This window comes from Psychroserpens mesophilus, from assembly GCF_000826645.1.
Lineage (GTDB): Bacteria > Bacteroidota > Bacteroidia > Flavobacteriales > Flavobacteriaceae > Psychroserpens > Psychroserpens mesophilus.
Map to the genome: position 1 here is coordinate 362,801 of NZ_JXJP01000008.1, position 26,246 is coordinate 389,046.

The 26,246-nt window shown below is 33.4% G+C and carries 25 protein-coding genes and 5 tRNA genes; 3 read left to right on the top strand and 27 right to left on the bottom strand.

Translation table 11 applies throughout. From position 1 onward, the window contains the following. Window position 1: 1 nt before the first annotated feature. From secE to TD18_RS09020, 17 genes are all read right to left on the bottom strand, one after another. Window positions 2-193 (bottom strand): preprotein translocase subunit SecE, encoded by a 192-nt coding sequence (gene secE / locus TD18_RS08940; protein ID WP_040251416.1) that lies wholly within the window; start codon window positions 191-193, stop codon window positions 2-4. A 90-nt stretch (window positions 194-283) separates the two neighbouring features. Beyond that, window positions 284-356, bottom strand: a tRNA-Trp gene (locus TD18_RS08945). A gap of 63 nt (window positions 357-419) precedes the next feature. Next, the gene (gene tuf, locus TD18_RS08950; RefSeq protein WP_040251419.1) at window positions 420-1,607 is read right to left on the bottom strand and encodes an elongation factor Tu; all 1,188 of its coding nucleotides are present in this window, start codon (window positions 1,605-1,607) and stop codon (window positions 420-422) included. A 60-nt stretch (window positions 1,608-1,667) separates the two neighbouring features. After that, window positions 1,668-1,739 (bottom strand) — tRNA-Thr (locus TD18_RS08955). Window positions 1,740-1,796: 57 nt separating this feature from the next. After that, window positions 1,797-1,869, bottom strand: a tRNA-Gly gene (locus TD18_RS08960). Window positions 1,870-1,904: 35 nt separating this feature from the next. Further along, window positions 1,905-1,986, bottom strand: a tRNA-Tyr gene (locus TD18_RS08965). Window positions 1,987-2,040: 54 nt separating this feature from the next. After that, a tRNA-Thr gene (locus TD18_RS08970) sits at window positions 2,041-2,114 on the bottom strand. A gap of 101 nt (window positions 2,115-2,215) precedes the next feature. Next, entirely contained in the window at window positions 2,216-2,518 is a 303-nt protein-coding gene (hpf, locus tag TD18_RS08975; protein WP_040251424.1) for a ribosome hibernation-promoting factor, HPF/YfiA family, read from the bottom strand. 28 nt (window positions 2,519-2,546) lie between these two features. Next, window positions 2,547-3,437, bottom strand: coding sequence for a tyrosine-type recombinase/integrase (locus TD18_RS08980; protein WP_040251426.1), 891 nt, complete (start codon window positions 3,435-3,437; stop codon window positions 2,547-2,549). 109 nt (window positions 3,438-3,546) lie between these two features. Then, a complete protein-coding gene (rpsU, locus tag TD18_RS08985) occupies window positions 3,547-3,741 on the bottom strand; it encodes a 30S ribosomal protein S21 (protein WP_040251429.1) in 195 nt (64 codons plus the stop codon). Between the two features lie 111 nt (window positions 3,742-3,852). Continuing rightward, entirely contained in the window at window positions 3,853-5,280 is a 1,428-nt protein-coding gene (locus TD18_RS08990) for a carboxypeptidase-like regulatory domain-containing protein (protein WP_040251434.1), read from the bottom strand. A 16-nt stretch (window positions 5,281-5,296) separates the two neighbouring features. Continuing rightward, window positions 5,297-6,463: an acyl-CoA dehydrogenase family protein gene (locus TD18_RS08995; RefSeq protein ID WP_040251437.1), complete on the bottom strand. Its 1,167-nt coding sequence runs from the start codon at window positions 6,461-6,463 to the stop codon at window positions 5,297-5,299. 86 nt (window positions 6,464-6,549) lie between these two features. Beyond that, window positions 6,550-7,428: a ComEA family DNA-binding protein gene (locus tag TD18_RS09000; RefSeq protein WP_040251441.1), complete on the bottom strand. Its 879-nt coding sequence runs from the start codon at window positions 7,426-7,428 to the stop codon at window positions 6,550-6,552. A gap of 11 nt (window positions 7,429-7,439) precedes the next feature. Next, window positions 7,440-9,062 carry an alanine/glycine:cation symporter family protein gene (locus TD18_RS09005; RefSeq protein WP_040251443.1) on the bottom strand — a complete coding sequence of 541 codons (1,623 nt, stop codon included), beginning with the start codon at window positions 9,060-9,062 and terminating at the stop codon, window positions 7,440-7,442. Between the two features lie 97 nt (window positions 9,063-9,159). Further along, window positions 9,160-10,179 (bottom strand): potassium channel family protein, encoded by a 1,020-nt coding sequence (locus TD18_RS09010; protein WP_040251446.1) that lies wholly within the window; start codon window positions 10,177-10,179, stop codon window positions 9,160-9,162. 3 nt (window positions 10,180-10,182) lie between these two features. Beyond that, window positions 10,183-10,410 (bottom strand): PspC domain-containing protein, encoded by a 228-nt coding sequence (locus TD18_RS09015; RefSeq protein WP_040251450.1) that lies wholly within the window; start codon window positions 10,408-10,410, stop codon window positions 10,183-10,185. A gap of 66 nt (window positions 10,411-10,476) precedes the next feature. After that, on the bottom strand, window positions 10,477-11,748 hold the full coding sequence (locus TD18_RS09020; protein ID WP_040251453.1) for a DUF2851 family protein: 1,272 nt from the start codon (window positions 11,746-11,748) through the stop codon (window positions 10,477-10,479). 92 nt (window positions 11,749-11,840) lie between these two features. On the opposite strand from TD18_RS09020, the gene TD18_RS09025 reads away from it, so the two are divergent. Continuing rightward, entirely contained in the window at window positions 11,841-12,365 is a 525-nt protein-coding gene (locus tag TD18_RS09025) for a CIA30 family protein (RefSeq protein ID WP_241480660.1), read from the top strand. Window positions 12,366-12,415: 50 nt separating this feature from the next. On the opposite strand, the gene TD18_RS09030 is transcribed toward TD18_RS09025, so the two are convergent. Together TD18_RS09030 and TD18_RS09040 are read right to left on the bottom strand one after the other, a co-directional pair. Further along, the gene (locus TD18_RS09030) at window positions 12,416-13,396 is read right to left on the bottom strand and encodes a PLP-dependent cysteine synthase family protein (RefSeq protein WP_040251455.1); all 981 of its coding nucleotides are present in this window, start codon (window positions 13,394-13,396) and stop codon (window positions 12,416-12,418) included. A gap of 299 nt (window positions 13,397-13,695) precedes the next feature. Further along, window positions 13,696-14,934, bottom strand: coding sequence for an ABC transporter permease (locus TD18_RS09040; RefSeq protein WP_040251460.1), 1,239 nt, complete (start codon window positions 14,932-14,934; stop codon window positions 13,696-13,698). 9 nt (window positions 14,935-14,943) lie between these two features. On the opposite strand from TD18_RS09040, the gene TD18_RS09045 reads away from it, so the two are divergent. Further along, window positions 14,944-16,206, top strand: a complete 1,263-nt coding sequence (locus TD18_RS09045) for an exo-beta-N-acetylmuramidase NamZ family protein (protein WP_052461107.1) — start codon at window positions 14,944-14,946, stop codon at window positions 16,204-16,206. Window positions 16,207-16,214: 8 nt separating this feature from the next. Here the strand turns inward: TD18_RS09045 and TD18_RS09050 are convergent, their stop codons facing one another. From TD18_RS09050 to TD18_RS09070, 5 genes are all read right to left on the bottom strand, one after another. Further along, a complete protein-coding gene (locus TD18_RS09050) occupies window positions 16,215-16,610 on the bottom strand; it encodes a hypothetical protein (RefSeq protein ID WP_040251466.1) in 396 nt (131 codons plus the stop codon). A 159-nt stretch (window positions 16,611-16,769) separates the two neighbouring features. After that, complete coding sequence (locus tag TD18_RS09055; RefSeq protein ID WP_040251469.1) at window positions 16,770-17,447, bottom strand: hypothetical protein; 678 nt, start codon at window positions 17,445-17,447, stop codon at window positions 16,770-16,772. Between the two features lie 273 nt (window positions 17,448-17,720). Beyond that, window positions 17,721-18,560 (bottom strand): sterol desaturase family protein, encoded by an 840-nt coding sequence (locus tag TD18_RS09060; protein WP_040251472.1) that lies wholly within the window; start codon window positions 18,558-18,560, stop codon window positions 17,721-17,723. Between the two features lie 5 nt (window positions 18,561-18,565). Next, entirely contained in the window at window positions 18,566-19,453 is an 888-nt protein-coding gene (locus TD18_RS09065) for a hypothetical protein (protein ID WP_152611346.1), read from the bottom strand. Window positions 19,454-19,465: 12 nt separating this feature from the next. Next, entirely contained in the window at window positions 19,466-19,960 is a 495-nt protein-coding gene (locus TD18_RS09070) for a YkgJ family cysteine cluster protein (RefSeq protein WP_040251478.1), read from the bottom strand. Between the two features lie 96 nt (window positions 19,961-20,056). On the opposite strand from TD18_RS09070, the gene TD18_RS09075 reads away from it, so the two are divergent. After that, entirely contained in the window at window positions 20,057-20,755 is a 699-nt protein-coding gene (locus tag TD18_RS09075; protein WP_040251481.1) for a class I SAM-dependent methyltransferase, read from the top strand. An 85-nt stretch (window positions 20,756-20,840) separates the two neighbouring features. Here TD18_RS09075 and TD18_RS09080 read toward each other — a convergent pair whose 3' ends face one another. The 3 genes from TD18_RS09080 to TD18_RS09090 form a co-directional block, all read right to left on the bottom strand. Next, the gene (locus TD18_RS09080) at window positions 20,841-22,460 is read right to left on the bottom strand and encodes an amidohydrolase (protein ID WP_040251482.1); all 1,620 of its coding nucleotides are present in this window, start codon (window positions 22,458-22,460) and stop codon (window positions 20,841-20,843) included. Window positions 22,461-22,468: 8 nt separating this feature from the next. Then, entirely contained in the window at window positions 22,469-24,232 is a 1,764-nt protein-coding gene (locus TD18_RS09085; protein ID WP_040251485.1) for a T9SS type A sorting domain-containing protein, read from the bottom strand. 208 nt (window positions 24,233-24,440) lie between these two features. Next, window positions 24,441-26,159: a TonB-dependent receptor domain-containing protein gene (locus TD18_RS09090; protein ID WP_040251488.1), complete on the bottom strand. Its 1,719-nt coding sequence runs from the start codon at window positions 26,157-26,159 to the stop codon at window positions 24,441-24,443. Window positions 26,160-26,246: the final 87 nt, after the last annotated feature.

The window sequence follows — 26,246 nt, forward strand, 5'->3', positions numbered from 1 at the left end:
GTTATATCAACTCAAAATATGCCTTGATAACCTTACTGAAAACAGTATCAACTCCCCAAATAGCTAATGAAAAAATTATGGAGAACACAGCAACTAAAATAGTTAAGCTTTGCGCCTCAGACCATGCTGGCCAAGTCACGTTGTTTTTTAATTCTTCAAAAGATTCTTTAATGTAATTTACAATTCCTGCCATTTGATTTTGTATTTGCACACTTCGACTTAACTCAGTGTAAACTTATTTAAGAGATTTTTTAATAAAAAACATCCCTGTTTTAACTCATTGCACGGGTTGAGAGACTCGAACTCCCGACACCTGGTTTTGGAGACCAGTGCTCTACCAACTGAGCTAAACCCGTAAATATAAATCAAGGCGTTCGCCTTTGACGAACACCTTAATTCATATTTATATAATAAATATTTTAGTCTAAAATCTCAGTAACCTGACCTGCACCTACTGTTCTACCACCTTCACGGATCGCAAAACGTAAACCTACGTTCATTGCAATTGGTTGAATTAATTCAACAGTAATAGTTAAGTTATCTCCAGGCATTACCATTTCAACTCCATCAGGAAGCGCAATGTTTCCAGTTACGTCAGTTGTACGAACGTAGAACTGAGGACGGTAGTTATTATGGAATGGAGTATGACGTCCACCTTCTTCTTTTTTAAGGATATAAACCTCAGCTTTAAATTTAGCGTGTGGTGTTACAGAACCTGGCTTAGTAATAACCATACCTCTTGAGATTTGAGTTTTCTCAATACCTCTTAATAAGATACCTGCGTTATCTCCAGCTTCACCTCTGTTAAGGATTTGACGGAACATTTCAATACCAGTAATAGTAGAAGTTAATTTCTCAGCTCCCATACCAATGATCTCAACTGGATCACCTGTGTTAGCAACACCAGTTTCGATACGACCTGTAGCAACAGTTCCACGACCAGTAATTGAGAAAACATCTTCAATTGGCATTAAGAAAGGCTTATCCATATCACGTACTGGCTCTTCAATCCAATTATCAACAGCTTCCATAAGCTCCATTACTGTATCTACCCACTTTTGCTCACCGTTAAGCGCACCTAAAGCAGAACCAGCAATTACAGGACCATTATCTCCATCATATTCGTAGAATGATAATAAATCTCTAATTTCCATTTCAACCAACTCTAACAACTCCTCATCATCAACCATATCCACTTTATTCATGAATACTACAATACGAGGAATTCCTACCTGACGTCCTAAAAGGATGTGCTCACGAGTTTGTGGCATCGGACCATCTGTAGCAGCTACAACTAAAATTGCACCATCCATTTGAGCAGCACCTGTAACCATGTTCTTTACGTAATCGGCGTGACCTGGACAGTCAACGTGAGCGTAGTGACGATTAGCAGTTGCGTATTCAACGTGTGATGTATTAATTGTAATACCTCTTTCTTTTTCTTCTGGAGCGTTATCAATTTGATCAAATGATCTTGCTTCTGATAAACCTGCATCAGCTAATACTTTAGTAATAGCAGCAGTTAAAGTTGTTTTACCGTGATCTACGTGTCCAATAGTACCTATGTTAAGGTGTGGTTTTGAACGATCGAAAGTTGCCTTTGCCATGTTTAATTTATTTAATCTTATTTATATTAGTGTTCAATTTAATTCTATACAACAAAAAAGAGCCAATGACGAGATTTGAACTCGTGACCTCTTCCTTACCAAGGAAACGCTCTACCCCTGAGCTACACCGGCGTAAAGTGTTTATTTCCTCATTTAATAATGAGATTCCTGCCTTCGCAGGAATTTTAGAGCGAGAGACCGGGTTCGAACCGGCGACATTCAGCTTGGAAGGCTGACGCTCTACCAACTGAGCTACTCTCGCATTTTTACAACTATATTACAAGTTGAAGGTATTTGTGGGGAGAGCAGGATTCGAACCTGCGAAGACGTAGTCAGCAGATTTACAGTCTGCCCTCGTTGGCCGCTTGAGTATCTCCCCAATTTTAAAGAACTTTGCTAAAACTAACACTTGTTGATTTTAGACTTTTTTAAGAGCCGATGGAGGGACTCGAACCCACGACCTGCTGATTACAAATCAGCTGCTCTAGCCAGCTGAGCTACATCGGCTTTTATATAACTTTTTTGCTATAAAAAAAGCCCGCTATTTCTAACGGACTGCAAATGTAAAGATTTATTTATTTATTCAAAACATTTTTTGAAAAATTTTACTACATATGTGCTCTTAATTTTTCTTTTCGCTTTTTTAATTGTCTTTCTAACGATGAAACTGCCATATCTGTCCCTTCTTCAAAAGTTTTACATTGTTTCTTTACAACGAAACTATCACCAGGTACATTTACTCTAGCTTCAAATATTTTATTTTCCTTATCACTTGTGTTTTCAACTTTCAAATAGACATCAGAATCAATAACCTTATCATAAAATAAATCTAACTTATTCATTCGTTTTTGAATAAAATCAATTAGCTTTTTGTCTGCGTTAAAATTTACGGATTGCGTGTTTACCTTCATATTCAATCAATTATTTGGTTAGACAATATTATTTTTTACTTCTTGGGTGCGCTTTGGCGTACACATTTTTTAATTCTGCTATACTATTATGTGTATAGACTTGTGTTGCTGCTAAACTAGAATGACCAAGAAGTTCTTTTACAGCATTTAAGTTTGCACCTTGGTTTAACAAATGAGTTGCAAATGAGTGCCTTAATATATGCGGACTCCGTTTCACCTTTGTAGATGCAATACTAAAGTAGTCATTTATAATTCTGTAAACAAGCGTTTCATAAATTTTAACCCCTTTTTTAGTTAAAAACAAATGCGATTCATCTTGAATACCATTTAACTCATTTCTGACATTAATATAGGATTTCAATGTATCAACTACAGATGGCAATAACGGAATAAATCGTTCCTTATTTCTTTTTCCTAAGACTTTTAAGTTTTTATTGGTAATATCTACATCTACCAGTTTAAGTTGAACGAGTTCTATTCGCCGAATTCCTGTAGCATAAAACAACTCAATAATTAAGCGATTCCTTAAACCTTCAAAATCTGTATCAAAATTTAATTCCTGAAGCACTGTTTTAATTTCTTCCTCTGAAAAAGGCACTTGAATCTTTTTACTTGTCTTTAATGCTTTGTGCTTGGTTAACGGATTGACTTCTATGTCTTCAATTTTTAGGAGAAACTTATAATACGTATTTAAAGACGATACTTTCCTGTTGATGCTTCGGTTAGAAATTCCAGTATCAACTAAATGCACGATCCAACTTCTTATTTGCTGATAGTTCACATTGGTAATAGAATTTGACTCAAATTCAGATGCAATAAAACCAGAAAAATCTTTAATATCTTTAATATAAGCCTTGAGTGTTAACTGCGAGTAGTTTTTTTCAAGTAGTAAATAATCTGTAAACGATTGTAAAGACATTGAAGCATTTTAGAATTAAATCTAAAATACAAAGTTTTAATTACAATACGATTTAGAAACAAAAAAATCCCATTATTATTAATGGGATTTTAAATTTTATAAAACACAATTAAATGCTTTCCTGATCTCTAAGACCTTGAACATATTGTGCTTTTTGTATTTGAGCTCTTCGTTCAACAGAAGGTTTTGTAAACTGCTTACGAGCATTCAATGCACGTTTCGTACCTGTTCTATCAAACTTTCGTTTGTAACGCTTTAACGCTCTATCTATATTTTCTCCTTCTTTAACTGGTATTTTTAACATAGTGTCTTAACCTCCTCTCTTTTAGAATTTTTAAGGCTGCAAATATAGGAATGAATTTAAAATTTCAAAATAAAAATCTTACTTTTTAATTGACAACTACTTTCCTAACTATTATTGCTTAAATAAGGATGCTCGTTTACTTAAATCTCTTATGAGTTGCTCATCCTCTTCGCTTTCTAATAAAATATTGTAGTTTTTCCAGAAGTTTTTGTCATAAGGCTTTGGCGCGAAGATATCTGAATCCCATTCGTTCTGTAATGCGTCTGCAATGACTTGATCATCTTCAATAATATCTGAAAACAAAATTTCCTGAATAGTATAATAAAAACGTTCTTCATTATAATACTTTGCTTTTTCCTCTTCAGATAGTTTTTCAGTAGTTTTTAAACCAACATTCACGAGCTTAGGGGTTTCATAATACATATAATTTGGATACATTTTATCATTGTACTCCATATACGTTATGACCAGCTTATGATTTGTTTGCGTACCAAAAAGTGTTTTGCTTCTGGTTTTTTGAGCATTTGAGGCTGCTACAAGTTCATATTCAATTTTTTTGATGGCATAATTATCCCAATAAATATACACCCAACCTTTGGCGTGATAGCCACCATTAAAAATCCCTTTGGTCTCAAGATCTACATAATCTTTACCTTCAGAAATTTGTATTTTATACAATTTGCGATCGTTATCTACCAGAACAGTATCCAATTTAAATTGATGCTTATCTAAAATATCTTCTCCAAATAAGGTCTTGGCTGCATTAGAATTTCGCACCAAATTTAGTTTTCCTTTAAACAAGTTTTCTAATCCGTTAACTCTGGTATCATTCCATTTGATAGCTTTCACCAAAGAAGACGTTTTAATAGTATCTCTGTTTAAGTTTTCTTCTTTCAGACCTTTATAGTTTTCATAATTCTTCAAATACGATGCATAGGAAAACAGACTATCTACGTCACGCAAATCATAACTTTTGCGAACCTGATCGACATTAATCTTTAAAAAATCTTTTGAAGGCACTGAATATCCTGAATCATATACAGTAATTGCACTTTCAATAAGCCATTTAAATTCTTTGGCATTTCGTTCTTTATGTCTTAGGAAGCCTTTTTGAATGTAAGCTGAATCCGGAAGATTTTCAGACAATCGCTCAATCGCTTTTAAAACAATATCATTTCCTGTTTTTGGGCGATTTTCAGCAATTAAAACAATCTCATCTAAGGCAGCAATGTCTTCTTCCAAATAGACTTCTTCAGAATTATCAAATTCATGTACCGGAAGCTTAAAACTTTTATAACCAATTGATGAAATAATGAGTGTATCTAAAGCTAATTCTTTTGGGACTTGCAACACAAATTTTCCATCTTCATTACTAACCGTTCCGATAGTTGTGTTTTTTATATAAATACTTGCACTTTCAATAGGCATTAAGGTACTAAAATCTACGATCTTGTTTTTCAGTTCCGTTTGAGAAAATGAAATCATACTAAATCCGCAGAAAACGTATAATAATAATTGTTTTATGGATGTAAGCTTCATATAAATCGCGGTTTAATTATGTTGCTGGTTTATAATCTTTCTTATCAATTACCATTTTAGCAATTATTTCTCTAAGGATCTCTGAAGTCCCTCCACCAATGGGTCCAAGTCTGCTATCGCGAAGCAATCTCGCTAAAGGATATTCTTCCATATAGCCATAACCTCCTAAAAACTGTAAACAATCATACATGACTTCATCAGACATTTTTGTGCACTGAAGTTTAGACATTGTTGCTTCTTTAACTACATACTCACCTTGATCTAATCTGCGAGCAACCGAGTAGTTAAACTCTTTACAGATTTCCATTTCGGTATAGCGATCTGCTATTTTATGACGAAGGGCTTGAAATTTATCAATAGTTCTTCCGAAGGCTTCTCGTTCACTCATATACTGTAAGGTATATTCTAAAGCAAATTCAGCTCTCGCATGCGCATTAATGCCCATAATGAGTCGCTCTAAGGCAAAATGCTGCATAATATATGGAAAACCCTTGTTCTCTTCTCCCATGAGATTTGAAGCAGGAATCACAACATTATCGAAAGCAATTTCTCCAGTATCTGATGCTCTCCAACCTAACTTATCTAATTTTGTGGCAGAAATTCCAGGTGTATCTCTATCCATTATAAAGATGCTGATTCCCTTATTTCCTAGCTCAGGATTGGTTTTGGCAGCCACTACCAGATAGTCACTATAAACACCGTTTGTAATAAAGGTTTTCGATCCATTTATCACATAGGAATCACCTTTTTTAACAGCAGTCGTTCTCATGCCTGCAACATCACTTCCTCCAAATGGTTCCGTAATACAAAGGCAACCTATTTTATCTCCAGTAATACTGGCAGTTAAGTATTTTTTCTTGATGGCATCATCACCTTCTTTATTGACATGCGTCATGGCTAAATAAGCATGAGCCCAAATTGCAGCTGCGAATCCACCTGAATTTACTTTTTGCAATTCTTCCAAAAGAATGACAGTGTAGAATAAATCCAGATCCATGCCTCCATACTCTTCAGGATATGCGATTCCAAAGAATCCCATTTCACCAAATTTCTTCCAAATGAATCGTTCAATATGTCCTGTTTTTTCCCATTTTTCGATGTGAGGAACGACTTCTTTTTGTAAAAAATCTTTTAAACTTTGTCTAAATAACTCATGTTCTTCAGTGAAGTACCTATTATTCATAATGCATTTTTTTTTATGTATTCAAGACATTTTGATTGTTCACAATCTAAAAGATTATTCTAATGTTTGCCTTAAAAATTTTTGTTTTAATCTAAGGTCAAATATAACTTAATTATCTCAATTTTTTTGACAGGAAAGTCTTTTACTTTTGTTAATTCATCGAAAGATTTGAAGCCATCTCTCAATGTTCTTTCTTCAATAATGTTGTGGGCTATTTCATAATCCACATGTTGAATGGTTACTAATTCTTCAATAGTTGCCGTATTCAATTTCAACTTAATAATTGGCTTTGCATTTTTAACCGTAAATTCATTTAGAGTACGTTCAATCACTTCAGAAGATAAACCATAGACATCCTGAAGCTGAACATCTGCAATAAATTGTCCGCCTAATTTAGTTCTGTAAGTAACAATACGCTCTGAAAGCTTTTCGCCAATACCATTTACTCTTTTAAGCTGCTCAGCTGTTGCGGTATTGAGGTTTAGCTTTTGATCATACGTTTTAGGTTTACTAGTTTTTGAATAAGAATAGTTTGCTTTTGGCTTAGGATTTGTTACCCAATCTGGAAACTTAAAATGCGGAGCTATTTGCGTTAGCAGCGAATCTGAAACTTGGGTAACACTTTGAAAATCTTTCACAGAATTGATCCATTTGTTTTGTTCTCTGAAGGCTAACAGTCTATCTATTTCTTCAGAACTCATTCCAAGGGTATAACCTTTGTAATCGGTTATAAAATTTGGATTAAAAGGATAGATTTTCGGCTTATTATCCTGAATCTTCAACCGTTTTAAAGAATCAACTTCAGCCTGAAACATTGCAAGATTATTTTGATTGATTTGTATCTCTTCCGGTGAAAAATCAACAAAAAAGTACACGCTTTGTAAAACAAGTATGAGTAATAATAATACAAAAATCCCACTTCGTTGTTGTTTAGTAAACGTGAAGTGGGATTTTAAATGGTTCATCTTATTTAATTTTATAAATGCTGATTTAAATCTTCTGCACCTTCATCAATAGCATCTTCTTTAACAGCTATAGCTTTGTAATATCTGTTTAATTCTTTTTTGATGATTGGAGATAATAAAATTACTCCAATGATATTAGGAACTACCATTGCAAAAATCATGGCATCAGAGAAATTAATTACTGCACCTAAACTTATTGAAGCGCCAACGACTACAAAAAACAAGAAAAGAATTTTATAGACTAAATCAGAAGTTTTTCCTTTTCCAAAAAGAAAAACCCAGCCTTGCATCCCGTAATACGACCATGAAATCATGGTAGAGAATGCAAATAGAATTACAGCGATTGTTAGAATAATTGAGAAGTGTGGAATTACGGAATCGAAAGCCTGAGCTGTAATTTCGACACCTTCTGTAATTTCCACGCCATATTCCATAAATGCACCATCAAAATTGGTAATTACAATTACTAAAGCTGTCATAGTACAAATAACTACAGTATCAACAAACGGTTCTAATAAAGCAACAATACCTTCACTTGCAGGATATTTTGTTCGCACTGCAGAGTGCGCAATGGCAGCTGAACCAACACCTGCTTCATTAGAAAATGCACCACGACGAATACCTTGAATCATCACTCCTACTAACCCACCAGCAATTCCTAAACCAGAAAAGGCGCCTTCAAATATTAAAGCAAAGGCATCGTCAATAAGTGTAAAGTTAGCACCTAAAATAACAAGAGCAGCAAGCACGTATATACCAGCCATGAATGGCACAACTTTCTCAGTTACTTTTGCGATACGTTTTATACCTCCAATGATTACGATAGCGACAAGAATGGCCATAACGATTCCAAAATACAAGCCAGCATTTCCACCTTCTAATTCAAATAGTTTCACAAATTGAGCTGCTGCCTGATTCGCCTGAAACATGTTTCCTCCACCAAAGGATCCACCAATTACAAAAATTGCAAAGAGGACTGCTAAAACTTTACCAAAGCCTCCCATTCCTTTTGACTTTAAGCCTTTAGTTAGATAATACATTGGACCACCATAAATGGTCCCATCTTCACCTACATCTCTATATTTTACACCCAATGTACACTCTGCAAATTTTGAAGCCATTCCTAAAAGTCCGGCAACAATCATCCAAAACGTAGCTCCTGGTCCACCAATAGAAAGTGCCACTGCTACTCCAGCTATATTACCTAAACCTACTGTAGCAGACAAGGCTGCGGTAAGCGCTTGAAAATGCGATACTTCACCATCTGCACCTTCATCCCTAATTGTTTCAATAATATCGCTACTTTCATTTGGCGTTTGATCACCATACAAAGTATCAGCTCCATGTTTTTCGATATCTTCATATTGACCTCTAACAACTCTAATTGCAGTTCTAAATCCAGTAAAATTTATAAATTTAAAATATATGGTAAAAAATAGTGCACCACCTACTAAGACTATGAGTACCCATGGAATTCTATAGTATTCAGAAAATGGAATTTCATAAAAAATCGCTTCAACAAACCATCCTGTGTATTTTGTAAACACTGCATCTATTTTTTCTGACGTAGTTTCTTGTGCGAATGTTAATAACGGAACTATGGTTGCAAAAAATGAAAGAAGAAATTTCTTCATATTGTGAATTATTTAAATTAGTTAGTTTTTATAAAGCTTACAAGATGCTAAAAAAAATTGATTTTATAAAGCATCCTTTGTTAAAATGAAATGTAATCTATTTGATATCATACAAGGAATTCAACTTTCGAATTTGTTCTGGACGCCCCAAAACAATTATCTTCGAACCTTCAATTAATTGCGTATCGGCTTCCGGATTGACGACATATTCGCCTTTTCCGTCTTTAAAACCTATGACAGTGCAACCTGTTTTTCTTCTGAGGTCTAAATCTTTTATCGTTTTAACTTCATTTGTATCATACAATTTGTCAACAATAACTTCTTCTATATTGATATTTCGCTCGCCAACGATTCCTAAATTATCTATAAATTCGACTAAATCTGGAATCACCACCAAAGAGGCCATGTGATCTCCACCTATTCTGTCGGGCAATATGACGTTATTTGCGCCTGCCAGTTTAAGTTTTTCATAAGAGGTTTCTTGCGAAGCTCTACTAATGATACTCATGTGTTTATTAATTTGTCTTGCAGATAATACCACAAACAAATTATCTGCATCGTTAGGTAATGCTGAAATAAGAGTGCTGGCACGTTCAATTCCGGCTTTTATCAAAGTATCATCTTCATTTGCATTACCAAACACAAAAGGAAGATCATCTTCTTGATATTTCTCAATAACCTCTTTATCTTTTTCTACTATTACAAAAGGCTTATTATAAGCAATTAGTTTTTTTGCTGCCTGTTTTCCATTACGTCCAAATCCACAAATAATAATATGATTATTGAAACTGTCAATTTTCTTTTGCATCTCTTTTTGTTTTAATTCTTCTAAATCATTTTTGCTTAATATGTATTCTGTTATTACTGTAATGGCATAACCTAAAATGATAACGCTTGCTAAAATTAAAAAAATGGTAAAGATCTTTGCATGATCATCTAGTGGTTGAACTTCTCCAAAACCAACAGTCGTTATTGTAATTACTGTCATGTACACAGAGTCAACCCACGAATAATTTGACATGATTTTAAATCCGATAACACCAATCGCCAATAGCAAGGTCAGTAAAAATACTGCTGTATAAATTTTAGTTCTAAAAAACTTTATTAATGGATTCATAGGTTACAAATCAAATACTGAAGATCGTTTGGTATAAATAATATCTTTTATTCTGATCCAAAACGCAAAGAACAAGTACAAGGCAAAGCCGAAACCGAGTGTCACAAAGGTGAGATACATAAATGAGGTTCTCACAACTTTAGCTCTAATTCCTAAACGATCTGCTATACGCTGACATACGTAATAACCTCGTTTTTGAAAATAATACAGCATTTGATAGAACAATTTCATTTCTTTATAGTTATAACAGACTCATTTTTTATTGCAATTTAGTCTTTAGTTTAAAAGATTAAAAGTTTATTTGTTTAAAATTGAATTTCCAATAGCACATTTTAAACATCGATGTTCATTGCAATAGTCTGTTTTTAATTGCAAAAGTGCCTGAGACTCCAAAGCAGATCTCGATATACTTTTTAACGCATTAAAACCTCTTACAACCGTATTTTTTTCAGAATTGATAGTTCTAATAAGCGCTATAAGTTGCTCATTAATAGTTTCTCCTTTGCGTTTGGCATAACAGAATTTAATCGGAATTACCGTATTAATCAAGAGTAAATCTATAAATGCTTTAGTGACTGCCTTTTCACTGGTTTTTGATTTTTTTTGAAAGGTATAATGCGAATTCCAATATTCAGATGCTGAAACTTTAAAGAGCTTATAAAAATCTTCTAAAGTTTCACTCAACATTAATTTAGAAAATAAATGCCGCTGTTGATGATACAATGAGGCTAATTGAGATAAACGTATTGTTGGAAAATTAAGTGGACGCAATCTAAAAAATTGCAACGGTACGACATATGTATTATCTAATTGAAATTTTTGCTTTAAAAATGCATAGTTTTCTTTTAGTTGCCGAAAATAATCATCCTCAACATCTCTATCTAATAATCCTGCTTGACCGAAAAACAAGGCTTCCAGTGATAAGAGTTTCGATTGTGATTTTCTAACAGCAGAATAATCTGTCATAGTGGCTAAACTAAAAAAAGCCTCAGCATTGACTTTAAGTCCGAAATTTTTTGTCAGCATTTTGAACAAAACTGCTTCCCAATCATGTTTTGAAGCTTTAAGTAGATCTTCAATTATTTTTGATTTTCGCTCTAAGCGTTCAATATACAAACGTTCGAGCCAATGGTCTAAAATAAAATCTTCAGTTTGAGCAAAATCAGATTCGCAATTAATCCATTTAGTGCTGTTAGTAAAGAGTTTCTGATAATTTTGAAAAACATTAGGATGAATCACTTCTTTTAATTCTAAAGTTGGAATGGTCGAATTATCCTTTCTAAAGATATATGTATCATGTTCATAAACGACATGTAAAATCACATTATCATAAGCTGGATCCTGTTCATGACGATGTGCAAACCAATCACTGGATTTGATATGAATTTCTACATTTCCTGCCCAAAGTTGTTCACCAATTTTAAGCTTGGCATTAAAAAAATCTGGTCCAGAATTATGGTTATGATGACCAACAGAAATTAACTCTAATACCTCGTGCTGAGTTGTTTTAAGATTGAGAACATCAAACTTTTTATACGTCCATACGTAATGTAGAAAATTTTCTCTCATACTATAAAAATAATAAAATACAGGAAAGCAACAAGGTTTAACGAAAATTTTGGACCTAAATTAAAAGCACCTTTGTATTTTAAAAGAAAAATATGAGTATTACATTATTAATTACACTTATAACACTTAGCAATATGATACTGTACGATTTTTCATTTAAAAATAATGCTTCTGATTGGTATATTTTGGATGATGTTGTCATGGGAGGACAATCTCAAGGACAATTTAAAATTAACGAAACTGGTCATGGTCAATTTTATGGCAACGTTTCCCTTGAAAATAATGGTGGCTTTTCTTCCGTACGTTATCAATTTGAAACCAAAGATGTTAGTGACTACTCTAAAATAAAACTACGAATCAAAGGTGATGGCAAAACCTATCAGTTTCGAATAAAAAAGAATCCTGGCGATAGTGCTTCTTATATTTATGAGTTTGAAACCAGCGATAAGTGGATGACTATTGAGATTCCTTTTTTAGACATGTATCCAGGTTTTCGAGGTCGAAAATTAACACAGCCTAATTTTGAAGGCGACTACATATCTGAAATTGCGTTTTTAATAGGCAATAAAAAACCACAAAACTTTAAGTTAATTATTGATAGTATCGAATTAAAATAAAACCACCTGAAGCTTCCTTCAGGTGGTTATTAAGTTTGGTCGGCTTACGGTTAATCAATGTAACCCATTTTTTTCATCCATTCGTTGTTGAACATTTTCCCAACATAACGACTACCATGATCGTGAAACAACACGACAACTACATCATCCTTTGTAAAATGCTCTTTAAGTTGCAAGACACCTTTAATAGCTGCTCCAGCTGAATTCCCTAAGAACATCCCTTCTTCTTTTGCCAGCAATTGCGTATAAACAGCAGCATCTTTATCGGTTACTTTTGTAAATCCGTCAATGATAGAAAAATCTACGTTTTCTGGAAGAATATCTTCTCCGATTCCTTCTGTGACGTAAGGGTAAATTTCCTTTTCGTCAAAAACTCCTGTTTCGTGGTATTTTTTGAAGACACTTCCGTAAGTATCAATTCCCCAAACTTTCACATTCGGATTTTGCTCTTTTAAATATTTACCAACACCTGAAATTGTTCCTCCAGTTCCTACACCAACGACAAAGTGCGTTATTTTCCCATCGGTTTGTTTCCAGATTTCAGGACCAGTACTTTCGTAATGTGCTTTTGCATTACTCGGATTATCATATTGATTTACATACCATGAGTTAGGTGTTTCTTCTCCTAAGCGTTTTGACACTGAATAATAACTACGAGGATCGTCTGGTTCAACATCTGTAGGACAAACCACAACCTCAGCGCCAACAGCACGAAGTATGTCCATTTTTTCTTTAGATTGCTTATCGCTAATCACAAAAATACATTTGTAACCTTTTACAATGGCTGCCAATGCTAATCCCATTCCTGTATTACCTGAAGTTCCTTCAATAATAGTTCCTCCTGGCTTTAAACGACCATCGGCTTCAGCATCTTCAATCATTTTTAAAGCCATTCGATCTTTAACTGAGTTACCAGGATTAAAAGTTTCGTATTTTGACAGTACCAAACATGGTAATTCGGCTGTGAGCTTATTTAACTTAACTAAAGGTGTATTACCAATGGTTTCTAATATATTTTCTGCGTAATCCATAAATTTTGTTTTGCGATGCAAATTTAAGTTTTTGGATTGAATACACGAATTTTTTAATTACATACAAATTACATCTAGCTAAATACATTGATATTCATTTTTTTCGCGATAAAAAACGAAACAAAAAAATCAAAACTGAAGATGCTTTAGTTACAAAAATCTTGATGTTTTGTTTAAAGTTGCGTTAGGGATTGAAGCGGCATCCTTTTTGTTTTGACTAGAAACTTTTGACTTTCTTCACAAGATGAAACTACAAAAAGATATAGCGGAAAGCGCGACCTGTTAAGGGAACGCCCAAATTATTCGAACCTGATGGCCTTAACAGGAGAAATTTTTGTGATGATAATAGACGGAATCATCAACATTAAAAAACAGGCTATAAAGGTACCTATGTTTAATAAAATAATGTAATCTAAGCCAATGTGAACCGGAATAATGGACACGTAATATTGTTCTGGATCGGGAAATTTGAGCACGCTGAATTGCTTTTGAATGAAAAGTAACATCAAGCCGATGAGATTTCCCCAGAATAAACCTAAACAGATTAAATAGGTTGCATTGTAAAGGAATACTTTTCTGATGCTCCAGTTCGAACTTCCTAGTGCTTTAAGGATTCCAATCATTTGCGTACGTTCTAAAATTAAAACCAGAAGTGCTGTAATCATATTGATTCCGGCAACGATAATCATAATCGCGATGATACCATAGGTGTTATTGTCGAAAATTTTAATCCATTCGAAAGTGGTATAATATTTTTCTTCAATGGTTTGTGTATTTGTATTTGAAGGCGTTGCTGCTCTAATCTTGGTATCCATTGCTTTGAGCTGACTGAAATCATCAATAAACACTTCAAAATTACCAACCTGATTACTGTCCCATTTATTTAAACGTTGCACATGGCGAAGATCTCCAATCATGAAGGTTTTATCAATATCCTGAAATCCGGAATTAAAAAACCCAACAATGTGAAATTGCCTAATAAAAGGAATGTCATCGATATTGTCCTTTGCAAACACCATTTGAAAGCTATCTCCAACTTTAAAATTTAATCGGTTTGCGAGATACGTTGAAATCAGAACCTCATTATTTAAATCACCTGTATAGTCTGGTAATCTTCCGTCAACTAAAAATGCTTTGAGATATGACCAATCGTAGTCATTACCGACACCTTTTAAAACAGTGCCTTCAAAATCGGTTTCTGTTCTAATGACTCCAAATTTAGTAGCAACAGCCTGAATATGTGCAACACCTTCAACAGATTTGAATATAGGATAAAATTCCTGTTCGGTCGATACGGGAAACACCGACTCATTAGAGTTATTACTATCGTAATTATTGATAGTTAAATGTCCGTTAAAAGCAACTACTTTTTCACGCACTTTTTTTTGAAGTCCTAAACCTGTAGCAATAGCAATAAGCATAACGATAATACCTATAGAAATAGCAGTGATTCCAATTTTTATTATTGGAGCCGAAACACTACTTTTATACGCTTTACTACCAATAATGCGTTTAGCTATAAAAAACTCGTAATTCAAAATTTAAATATGCGTTTATCGATGTTCAAAAATAGGGTTTTCCCAATAATTATTGTACTTGTTTTGGTGCTGATTTCCTGTGGAAATAAAACGAAGCAAGATTCAGCTCTAAATGCTGACAATACAAATCAAGTTCAGGATGAGAATATCACAAAAGCAGATGATCATATTATTGTTGGTGCTAATCAATTAGAGGACTATTTACCTTTACTGGATGGGAAACGCGTTGGAATTGTTGCGAATCAAACCAGTGTTATTTTTAAAACTACTCATAATAATTACTCACATTTAGTTGATTCATTAGTAGCTCTCAATATAGATGTCAAAAAAGTTTTTGCGCCTGAGCATGGTTTTCGAGGTACTGCAGATGCTGGCGAACTAGTAAAAGATGGCATTGACACTAAAACCAAACTCCCAATTGTATCGCTTTACGGAAAAAACAAAAAGCCCTCATCTGAACAATTATCAGGATTAGACCTCGTTATTTTTGATATTCAGGATGTTGGTGCTCGTTTTTACACCTACATTTCTTCTTTGCATTATGTGATGGAAGCTTGTGCAGAAGCAAACATTCCTGTAATTGTTTTAGACAGACCAAATCCAAACGGTCATTATATTGACGGACCAGTTTTAGAAATGAAACATAAAAGTTTTGTAGGCATGCATCCTATTCCTGTGGTTCACGGAATGACTATTGGTGAATATGCAAAAATGATTAATGGAGAACGCTGGCTTGAAAATGGTATTCAATGTGAGTTAACTGTTATTCCCGTCGAAAATTACAATCATAAAACACCTTACAGTTTACCTATTAAGCCATCTCCTAATTTACCAAATGATGTCGCTATTAATTTGTATCCTAGTTTGTGTTTTTTTGAAGGCACAAACGTTAGTGCAGGTCGAGGTACTACTGGTCAGTTTCAAGTGTATGGAAGTCCGTTTTTAGATAAAGACGATTATACGTTCAAGTTTATTCCACAACCAAATGAAGGTGCAAAATATCCAAAACATAAAGGCGAAATCTGTTATGGCGAAGATCTTAGAGATACAAAGCCTCTTGATAGACTGAATTTGGATTACGTAATTAGGGCTTATAACAATTCGGTGGGCAAACAAGAGTTTTTTAATGATTTCTTTACCACATTAGCTGGAACAACGCAATTGCAACAACAAATTGAAGCAGGTTTATCTGAAGAAGATATTAGAAAATCCTGGATGGATGGACTTTCAGAATTTAAACTCACCCGAAGTCAATATTTGATTTACGACTAATGCGTTATTTAGTCATTCTTTGATACGAGCTTATCCTCTTCCATTGCCAATAAAACGGAATCGTCTCTTAAAATTTTAACGACAAATACTATTCGCACTGGAGATTGTACTGCAACAAAAACGTGTTTTCCTTTACTTAATTTTTTTAAAGGAATTTTTACAGAGGTTTCCCTTACATTAAGGTCAACTTCCCGTTTATAATTCATATTAACCGCATACACTTTATTGATAATAGTTTTGCTTTCAAGCAAGAGCGTGTCTTTGGTTGCATTGAGTTTATGAGTCAAACCTTTGGCTCTGATATTGACATTTTTTTCTAAAACTGCAAAATGATTTTGAGCCTGAAGGCTGTAAAAAGGAAAAGTTACTAAAACAAAAAAGACTATAACATAAACTGTTTTCATATACAAACGCTGTTAACGTCAACGTTAATGAACTAATAGCTTAATTATAATCCCGAACCTTAAAACTAAAGTTCTTTTAATGTTTTAGCACAAAAAATCCCACGAAAGGCAAATAAAACCGAAGTATGGATGTTTTCCTACAAATTACAGACTCTAATTTTAGTCATTGTATGGTTTACCATTTGGTCTCAAATTGTTTCTTCTATAATCTGCACGAGTTTGTATGTTATCTCTATCTGGATCAGAAATATTATACGCTTTCGTAAAATGCTCCATTTCACTTTCAAGATCTAAGTCAGCACCTTTTGTGGCCACATTTAAATTTGTTGTTTCATAATCTAGTCCAACACCATCTATATCACTTACATCATTTATAAAGGATTCTGAGTCATCGAGAGCGATATCTTCTGATTCAATTTCAGAATCATTCATAGCTACAGCGTCTGATTCTATGCCTGCTAAAGGATCAAATGGTAATAGCCTATCAATTTGAAAAACAATAATTTTGTCTGCTTGATAAAACATGACTGTATAACTTCCAAGAGGAAGTTCGTCTAATGGTATCTTTGCACGCTTTACAGCGGGTTTGAAATCAAATACTTTTTCAGCTTGATCACTTATAAAACGAACTCTTTTAAATAGAAATTTGTTTTCTAAAAGCAGTGAGTCCTGAGTATTAGATAAGTCATGACTTAAATTATAAGCTAATGGATTAACATTTTTCCTAATCGTAGTATAGGTCTCTTGTGCAGACGCGCTACTATTAAAAAACAATGCAAATAATACGAGACCAATAAGGCCGTGAATTGGCATGCCAATTGTAGTAATCTTGTTCATGATTGGGGTCATTTAAAGGTTAACTAAAAACTAAAACCAATCTCTCAATGAGGGTTTTTCTCAACTAAGGGATTGCATGTAATTATACTCAAATGTATGTGTAGAAAAGTACCAACGATAAGAAGTTAGTTAAATACCAATAAAGAGTCGATGAATGAAAAAAAATGATAAAAAAAAGCGATGAACTACATGATTTTATGGAATTTACAAACAAATCCGAAGGTCGTAAATCCCTTAAAATGAGCACTTAATCGAAAATAAAACAACGTTATACTATTCAGAAGAATTTAAAGTTGTTGGTTTTCTGTATTTGTGAAATGGTTGTTTTAGAAGTGTTCCTATTTTTCCGTTAGCTTCTTCATTTGGAAAGGTATCTACACCATAAACGATTAAATTTGGGTCCAGTGTCATATACGTACCAAAGATTCGGTCCCAAATTGAAAAAATATTTCCGTAGTTACTATCTGTGTAAGGTAACATATAGTGATGATGCACTTTATGCATGTTTGGAGATACTATTACATAACTCATTACATCATCAACTCGTTTAGGCAATTTGATATTAGCATGACTAAACTGAGTCGCTATTAATGACAACGACTGATATAAAAATACAATAGCGATAGGAGTCCCAACGATAAAAACACCTGCGAGTGTAAATGCAAATCTGATTATACTCTCAAGTGGATGATGTCTGTTTGCTGTAGTGGTATCGACATGATGATCTGTATGATGCACCAAATGCACCATCCATAAGGGTTTTACTTTATGCTCCACATAATGTGCAAGATAAGCACCAATAAAGTCTAAAAATAAAACGCCAAGCAATATATAAGCCCAAAGTGGAAGGTTTGGTATCCAATTAATAATGCCAAACTCATGTTTAGTTACCCACCGAGCTGTTGCAAGTAACAAAAATGCTAATCCAAAATTTATTACAACTGTTGTTAATGTAAAAAAGATATTAGGTAGCGCATGTTTCCATTTTTTATATTTAAAATTAACTAATGGTAAGGAGCCTTCGAGTAACCAGAAAAAAGTTAATCCACCTACTAAAATCAAACTTCTATGAAGTGATGGAATGGTTTCGAAGTATGTAATGAGAGTTTCCAAACTGTTTAGTAATTATTCTTAACTATTAAATTAGTCATCTTCAAATTTACTAAAGAAACTTTACTTCTCCATGAACTTGCGTTAGTTTCATCTTTTAGAAGCAGATAAGAAGTAAAATATAAGAAGGCTTCGAAGGATTCATCTGAAGCATCACCTGCAGAATCATCAATTCGTCTTAACTGACGCAATACCTTTTTTGCCTTCCCTAACACCAAGTCTTGATAAATTTTTTGAAGTTGTATTTTTCGGTTTAAAACCGTTGAAGTTTCAGCTGAAGCTAAAGTTTCCGCCTCTTTTAAATAATAATTAGAAATTTTAATGATTTCTGGTCTAACCTGATCATTTACCAACACCGCAAAATCAATATATTTTGATGCCAAGCGATATGCTGTATTCCAATCTTTTTGCGTTTTATAATTGGTCAATTCTGCTTTTAAAAATGCAGTATTTAATGCATATTTAGAAATGAATTTTCCAATATCTAAATAGTCATAATACGTAAATGACGTGTTAATAATAGTTCCATTAATGTCCATTATTTTAATAGAATCATCATTGAACTTATCAATATACAGCTGATTTCGTTTTCCTTTTATATCCTTATACAGGGTTTCATAATTGGTTTCGCTAATAATTACTGGTACAAAATGTTTCCAGATAACCTCATTCAAACTTTCATTGCTGAACAAATCATCTACATAAGCGACGCCTTTGTCATCAGTAATTAACACAGGGTATTGACCATAAGACACATCTTCCCATATAACGAAAAGTAATTTATCTTGAACGAAAGCAAGGCTTTTGGCAACCTCTAAAGATGTCATCCACTCTTGAGATTGGCATACAAACAACGTATTAAAAACGAGCAGAACTGAAAGTACAACTTTTTTCATAGGCTTTTGATATTAAAGTTTAATCCGTTGTTTCATAGCTTCAACAATATTGTAAGCTGCTGGGCAAATAGCGGTGTTTTTTAATGTTAAGTTTGATATTTGCTGAAACTTTTTGCGATCTGTATGCGGAAATTCGCGACATGCTTTTGGTCGCACTTCGTAAATTGAGCAGTAATTATCAGCACCTAAAAATTCACAAGGCACAGATTGCAATACATAATCATTCTCTTCATCTAATCTTAAATAGGTATCGATAAATTGCTGCTGTTTCATTTTAAAGTGTTTCGCAATACGATCGATATCCTTTGCTGTAAACAATGGACCAGTAGTTTTACAGCAGTTTGCACAATCTAAACAGTCGGTTCGTTCAAATTCGGCTTCATGAAGGTCTTGCATTATATAATCTAACTGCTTAGGTGGCTTTTTTTTGAGCTTAACAAAGAAGGTTTTATTTTCCTTATGCCTATCTTTGGCGAGCTTGGGCAGATTATTTATAAAGTCTTGCATAATACAAAAATACTGAACTTGCCTTTCAAATTACATTGGTGGCAATACAATTAACAAAATTAAACAGATTCTGAATTACCTTCGGAAAGACCCTATATGAAAGATATATTCGGAAAAGCTTTACGCGATTATCACAACAATAATTATACCGAAGACCTCATCACCTCGACAAATATTTCAGATGATGATGTACTACCACTTCCCTATTTGTTTCGATCTTATTCGGAAATGCCTAAGTTGGAACAAAAAGCCTTACAGTTAGCCAAAGGAAATATTTTAGATGTCGGTTGTGGGTCAGGAAGCCATAGTTTATATCTGCAAAAGCAAGATTTTAACGTCAAAGCTATCGATATTTCTGAAGGCGCCGTTGAAGTATGTAAAAAAAGAGGGGTTCATCATGTAGAATTAAAAGCGCTTTTAGATGAAACGGAAACCTTCGATACCATTCTCCTTTTGATGAATGGTACTGGAATCTTTCAGGAACTATCTCTGGTTTCTACGTATTTAAACCATTTGAAAACTTTGTTAAAACCTAATGGACAAATTTTAATGGACTCTTCTGATATTCAATACATGTACGAAGATGAAGATGGCGGACTCTGGATTGATACGAATGCCAATTATTATGGTGAACTGGATTATTTCTTGAGTTATAAAGGTGAGGATGAAGACCCAATGAAATGGTTATATCTAGATTTTGAACGTTTACAAATCGCTTGTAAAAGCGTTGGCTTAACATGTGAGAAACTAATGGAAGGTGAACATTTTGATTACATGGCGAGGATATCAAAATAGTTTGTCATCGTTAAGGAGATACAACTGAAGAATCTTTAATTTAAAACAAAATAAGATTCTTCGCTTTGCTCTGAATGACATACAATTACTGTTTTTCTCCGTCAACAAAAGTTTTTTCCACTTTAATATTCGGGATTTCATTTTGATCGACTGTCATAATATCTTTATCTAACACAATAAAATCGGCAAATTTACCAGTTTCAATACTTCCTTTTTCGTTCTCTTCAAAGTTTGAATAGGCTGCCCAAATGGTCATTCCCTTTAAGGTTTCTTCTCTAGTCAACCCGTTTTCTTTCTGGAATCCACCTTCAGGATATTGTTCTAAATCTTGTCTAGCTACGGCAGCATAAAAGGTTAAAAACGGACTCACACGTTCTACAGGAAAATCGGTTCCTAAAGCCACTTTTCCGTAGGCATTTAATAAATCTTTAAATGCGTAAGCGCCTTTGATGCGTTCACTTCCTAATCGATCTTCAGCCCAATACATATCACTTGTTGCATGTGTTGGCTGAATGGATGGCATGACGTTTTTATACAACTCAAAATCTTCCTGAGAAACTACTTGTGCATGCTCTACTCGCCAGCGTCGATTTGGTTTTCCTTCGAGTACTTTATTGTAAGTTTGTAAAACCGTATGATTAGCAGAATCACCAATAGCATGGGTATTCATTTGATACTCTGAATTGGCAATGCGCTCTGCATTTTTATTAAACGTTTCTAAGTCGGTCACCAGCAATCCGAAATGGTCTGGTTTATCGCTATAAGGTGCTCGTAACATTGCTCCTCTTGAGCCCAACGCACCATCTGCATAAAATTTAAATGAACGCACATTTAATCTGTCGGTTTTAATAACACCTTTGTTTAAGTAATAATCAACATTTTGTTCAGTTCCAGAAGCCATTGCATACACGCGCATTTTTAAATCTCCAGTCTTATGTAAACTATCTATAATTTCAATTGCATACTGATCTAGTCCAGCATCATCAACGGTTGTTAAACCTAAATCAAAACAGAGGTCTTGCGCAACTAATAAAGCTTCTACTACATCTTCTCTTGTATATCCTGCTGGCCAATGTTTCCACACCGAATCTACTGCATTATCAACTAAAACTCCCGTAAGTTCTCCATTTTCAATCACGACTTCTCCTCCATCAACTTTGGTATTAATAGTGATACCTCCAAGATCTAAAGCGGCTTGATTACATAACGTAGCATGACCATCGATACGAGTTAAAGCAACAGGTGTCTTAGGAAATAATTTATCTAGCAATGTTTTATTGGGAAACGCTTTCTCTTCCCAATCGTTTTGATCCCAACCTCTTCCTACAATATAGTCTTGTTGTTTTTCATTTTGAAAATCTAAAACACGCTTTACGACGTCTTCAAAACTTTTCGTTCCAACTAAGTCAACATCTTGTTGGTCTAGACCTAATCCTAAAAAGTGACAATGTGCATCAATAAAACCTGGGACAACTGTTTTACCCTGAAGGTCAATTACATCTGCTGAAGTGTATTTAGATTGTATATCACTTGAAGTACCAACATCAACGAATTTCCCGGCTTTAACAGCAAAGGATTCGGCTTTACTAAAATCGTTATCGACAGTATACACGTTCGCATTAATGATGATAGAATCGACGTTTTGCTTTTCTTCTGAGCATGAGAAACAAATGATTAATAGAAGAAGGATGGTTAGTTTTTTCATTTATATTTTCATTTCTTGATTATTTCTATAGTTTCCATTCCAAACTCTGTTTTAATTTTTACAAAATAAACACCTTTAGAATATCCACTGAATTTGATTTCAGAGTGGAATCTATTATTTGCTATATCAATGGCTTCCAATTGCCTTCCATTGACATCATAAATTTTAATAGAATCGATTATATGTATGCTTTGAATAAATAAAACATCATTCACTGGGTTTGGATAAGTTGAAATAGCACTATCTTTTATTTCTCTTACCGAAAGGGAATTACACTCACTTTCGTCATTTACAAAATTTGAATTAACATCTATTTGCCAAAAATCTAAAATAACAGCGTCTTTATCGTCAACATAAATACATGTTAAATTTGAATTACTACTAGCATCAAAATCATTAATAAGATAATTAAAACCATTTCTTAAATCTAAACTCTCTAATAAATTATTACTACAATCAAGTTCATCTAAGGTTACTTGATTTGTTAAATCGAGATTTGTAATATAATTATTTGAACAATAAAAAAGATTTAAACCTATTTGCGCTGAAACATCAATTTCTGACAAATTATTATTGGAAACACCTAAATACGATAAATCAGGATTAGAAGATAAATCAATTTGATTAAAGTCATTATCAAAAATAGAAAGATTCCTCAGCGAATTATTATTTGAAAGATTAAGGCTACTTAAATCGTTACCACTACAATCTAAATTCTCTAAAAGTGTATTGCTGGTTACATCTAAATCACTGATTGAGTTATAACCTACAGCCAGTAACTCTAATTGAGTATTTAAACTTACATCTATATTACTTAATAAGTTAGAATTTATATACAAGAAAATTAAATTTAAATTATTTGAGACATCAATATCATTTATTTGATTTGAAGTTAGACTCACATAACTTAAGTCTAAATTATTAGTAATATCTATATCACTTAATTGATTTGAAGCCAAATCTAAAAAACTTAAATCTAGGTTATTGGTGAGGTCTAAAGCTCCTATTTGATTTGAATTGCAATTAAGACTTTCTAAGTCATTAAATCCAGTAACATTGAGATTAGTTATGGAGTTATAACCAATATTCAAAGCTCTTAAATTAGAGAAATACTCTATACCAGTTAAATCTGAAATGTTTTGTGAAGTCACCCTCAAATTTAATACTTGATAAGCTTCAGTAAATTGTATTTCGTTATCATTGTTTAAATCAACATCAGAATCATAAATTGAATCAAAATTTGTATCTACACAAAAGGTATTAAGTAGCGCGTTTTTAAAATTTACATCTGGAATATTTAAAATTTCTGGATACGTATTTAACAATGTTATGTTAACATCAGTTGGGCCATCAGGATTAGAAATTAAGAAATAATAGTAATTTCCGCCATATAAAACAATGTCTCTAGAAGTTGATAATGAACATGCATTATTACTTGAGAGCGACAAATCGGAGTCATTATTTAATACCGGAAAATCAGTTTCATAAACTAAAATAAATGAAGAACTACTTCCATTTGATAATTCTATTCTGATTTTCTCATTTTGTATTGGATTATATTCATAATACACTCTTGTGTAATCAGTACCAATATCACATGTTAACATATTTCCACCCGAAGCTGATGTAGCATTTTGAGTTTGCACATTAATATCGGAATATGGTAAACTAGTAATAATTGGTGCATTGTGAATATCATCGTTTGGAGGGATTTGCGAAAAAGCAAATGTTGAAATCAGTAAGAATAAAAATAAAAAGTAGCAATGTTTCATAACATGAATTATTAATTACTACAATAATATGAATAAAAAGTAGAAAGTAAAAAGTAGAAAGTATATGAAAAACAGTATACTAAATAAGATTTTAGTCGAAATTAGTATATAATCTTTTACACTTACGTCTTTAGGTAATAAAATCAAATATACTTGACTTAATCAAAATAATAGTATAAAAATCATAGTGTTGCTGCTTTTCAGAAATTTAAAAATTAAACTGATAGGTTGCTCCAGCTAAGAACTGAATACCTTGTACAGGATAATTTAACCAACGTTGGTAATCTTGGTTGGCAATATTATTGGCTTTAGCAAATACAGACAGTTGGTCATTAATTTTATAACCAGCATGGGCATTTACATCAAAGAAGCTATCTAGTGTTATCGTTTGTGGCGAACCAACTGGAAAGAAACTCTGCTCGATTGCAAACTGATCTTTTCGCTCACCTACAAAAAACAGATTTGCTCCAGCAAACCAATGCTCATCAATCTGGTAATCTAAAAATAACGATGCTTCAATATCTGGTAAATTCCAAGCTTCAGCTTCAGCTTCTGTATTGTAAGCGAAATACTCTGCTTTCATTGTTAATTTAAAGTTTCGGTTGATATCGACATTCAATTCACCTGCGATCGAAAATGTATCCACATCATCATAAACAACACCTAATGAATTTCCAAATTGATAATTCTTTTCTGCTGTTCCTAACAAAGCGTTAGATTTAAATAGAGCTCTGTTGTTGTCTGATACATAATGTCCGCTAATATTATAACTCAAACTATTTGATAACTTACCTTTAAGTCCGATAGACGCATTATAGATTTGATCGGTTGGCGCAATAAATAATGTTGGTGACACGAACGGATTCTCCTGAGCAAAGTCGTAGTAAGAATTTTGAATTAGTCCACCTGTAATACCTCCGTAAGCAATCATTAATTCATCAACTAGTCGATAACTCGCTGTGATGTTAGGATAAATAAAGAACTTACTTTCATTAGCTTCCGAATCGTTAAGATACACCAAATTCACACCTAAACTTACGGTTAAATCGTCTTGTTTCATCTGATAACTTGGTGCAATTCCGATATTGAAATTTCCGTAGTTTAACTCTTCATTTAAAAAATAACTTCGGTCAAACGAACCACTAATATAATCTATGGTCACTTCAGCATTAACAAGTTCATCACTTACAGGTATTTCAAATCCTGAAGTTAATATAAATCGATTTTCGCCGGAATCCTGATCATCACCAAAACGTCTGTACAACACACTTCCATTTTCAATAATAGCATCTTCAAAATTGATATGACCTCCCAAATTTGCCGTATAAAATGAATGATCTACATCAAAAACATCAATATCCTGATCTGGCAGTCCATACCAATTGTAAGACTGTAGTTTGAATCCACCTTCAACTTTCCATGATAAATCACTCAACTTCTGACTGTAATGTGCGTTCAATCCGGTTTCAGAGAAATTATTATCAAAATTTATTCCTTCAATATCTCCTGCTGAAGAATGATGACTAAAATAACCGCCAACGCGTTCGGTATTACTCAATGCATGATTAAGATACACTTCTCCCAAAATCGTGGTGTAAGTTCCAACACCTAAAGACGCGTAATTGTCGTATAATTTCACAGGTTTTTCTTTATCTACAGTCGCTGCTTTTCCTTTAGCAGGCGTAAAAGTTGAAGCTACAGGTATAGAAAAAATATTGTATGTAATCTCTTTCTTCTTAGCCGTTGTAGAATCATTTAAACTTGGCGTTTCTTTGATTTTAAAAGCATCAGAAATTTTAGGCGTATATGGTTTTACAACATTTACGGTTCCTGCATCGATTGAATCATTTTGCTGTTCTTGTGCAAAAGACAGAACGACGTTTAAGCTAAGGATGGTTAGAACTATATATTTGAAATTGCTTTTCATAAGTTATATTGTTTTGCTTCGACTAAGCTCAGCATGACATTTTTTAATATTAGAATTACCTGTTAAATAAATGGACTTCTTCTAAGG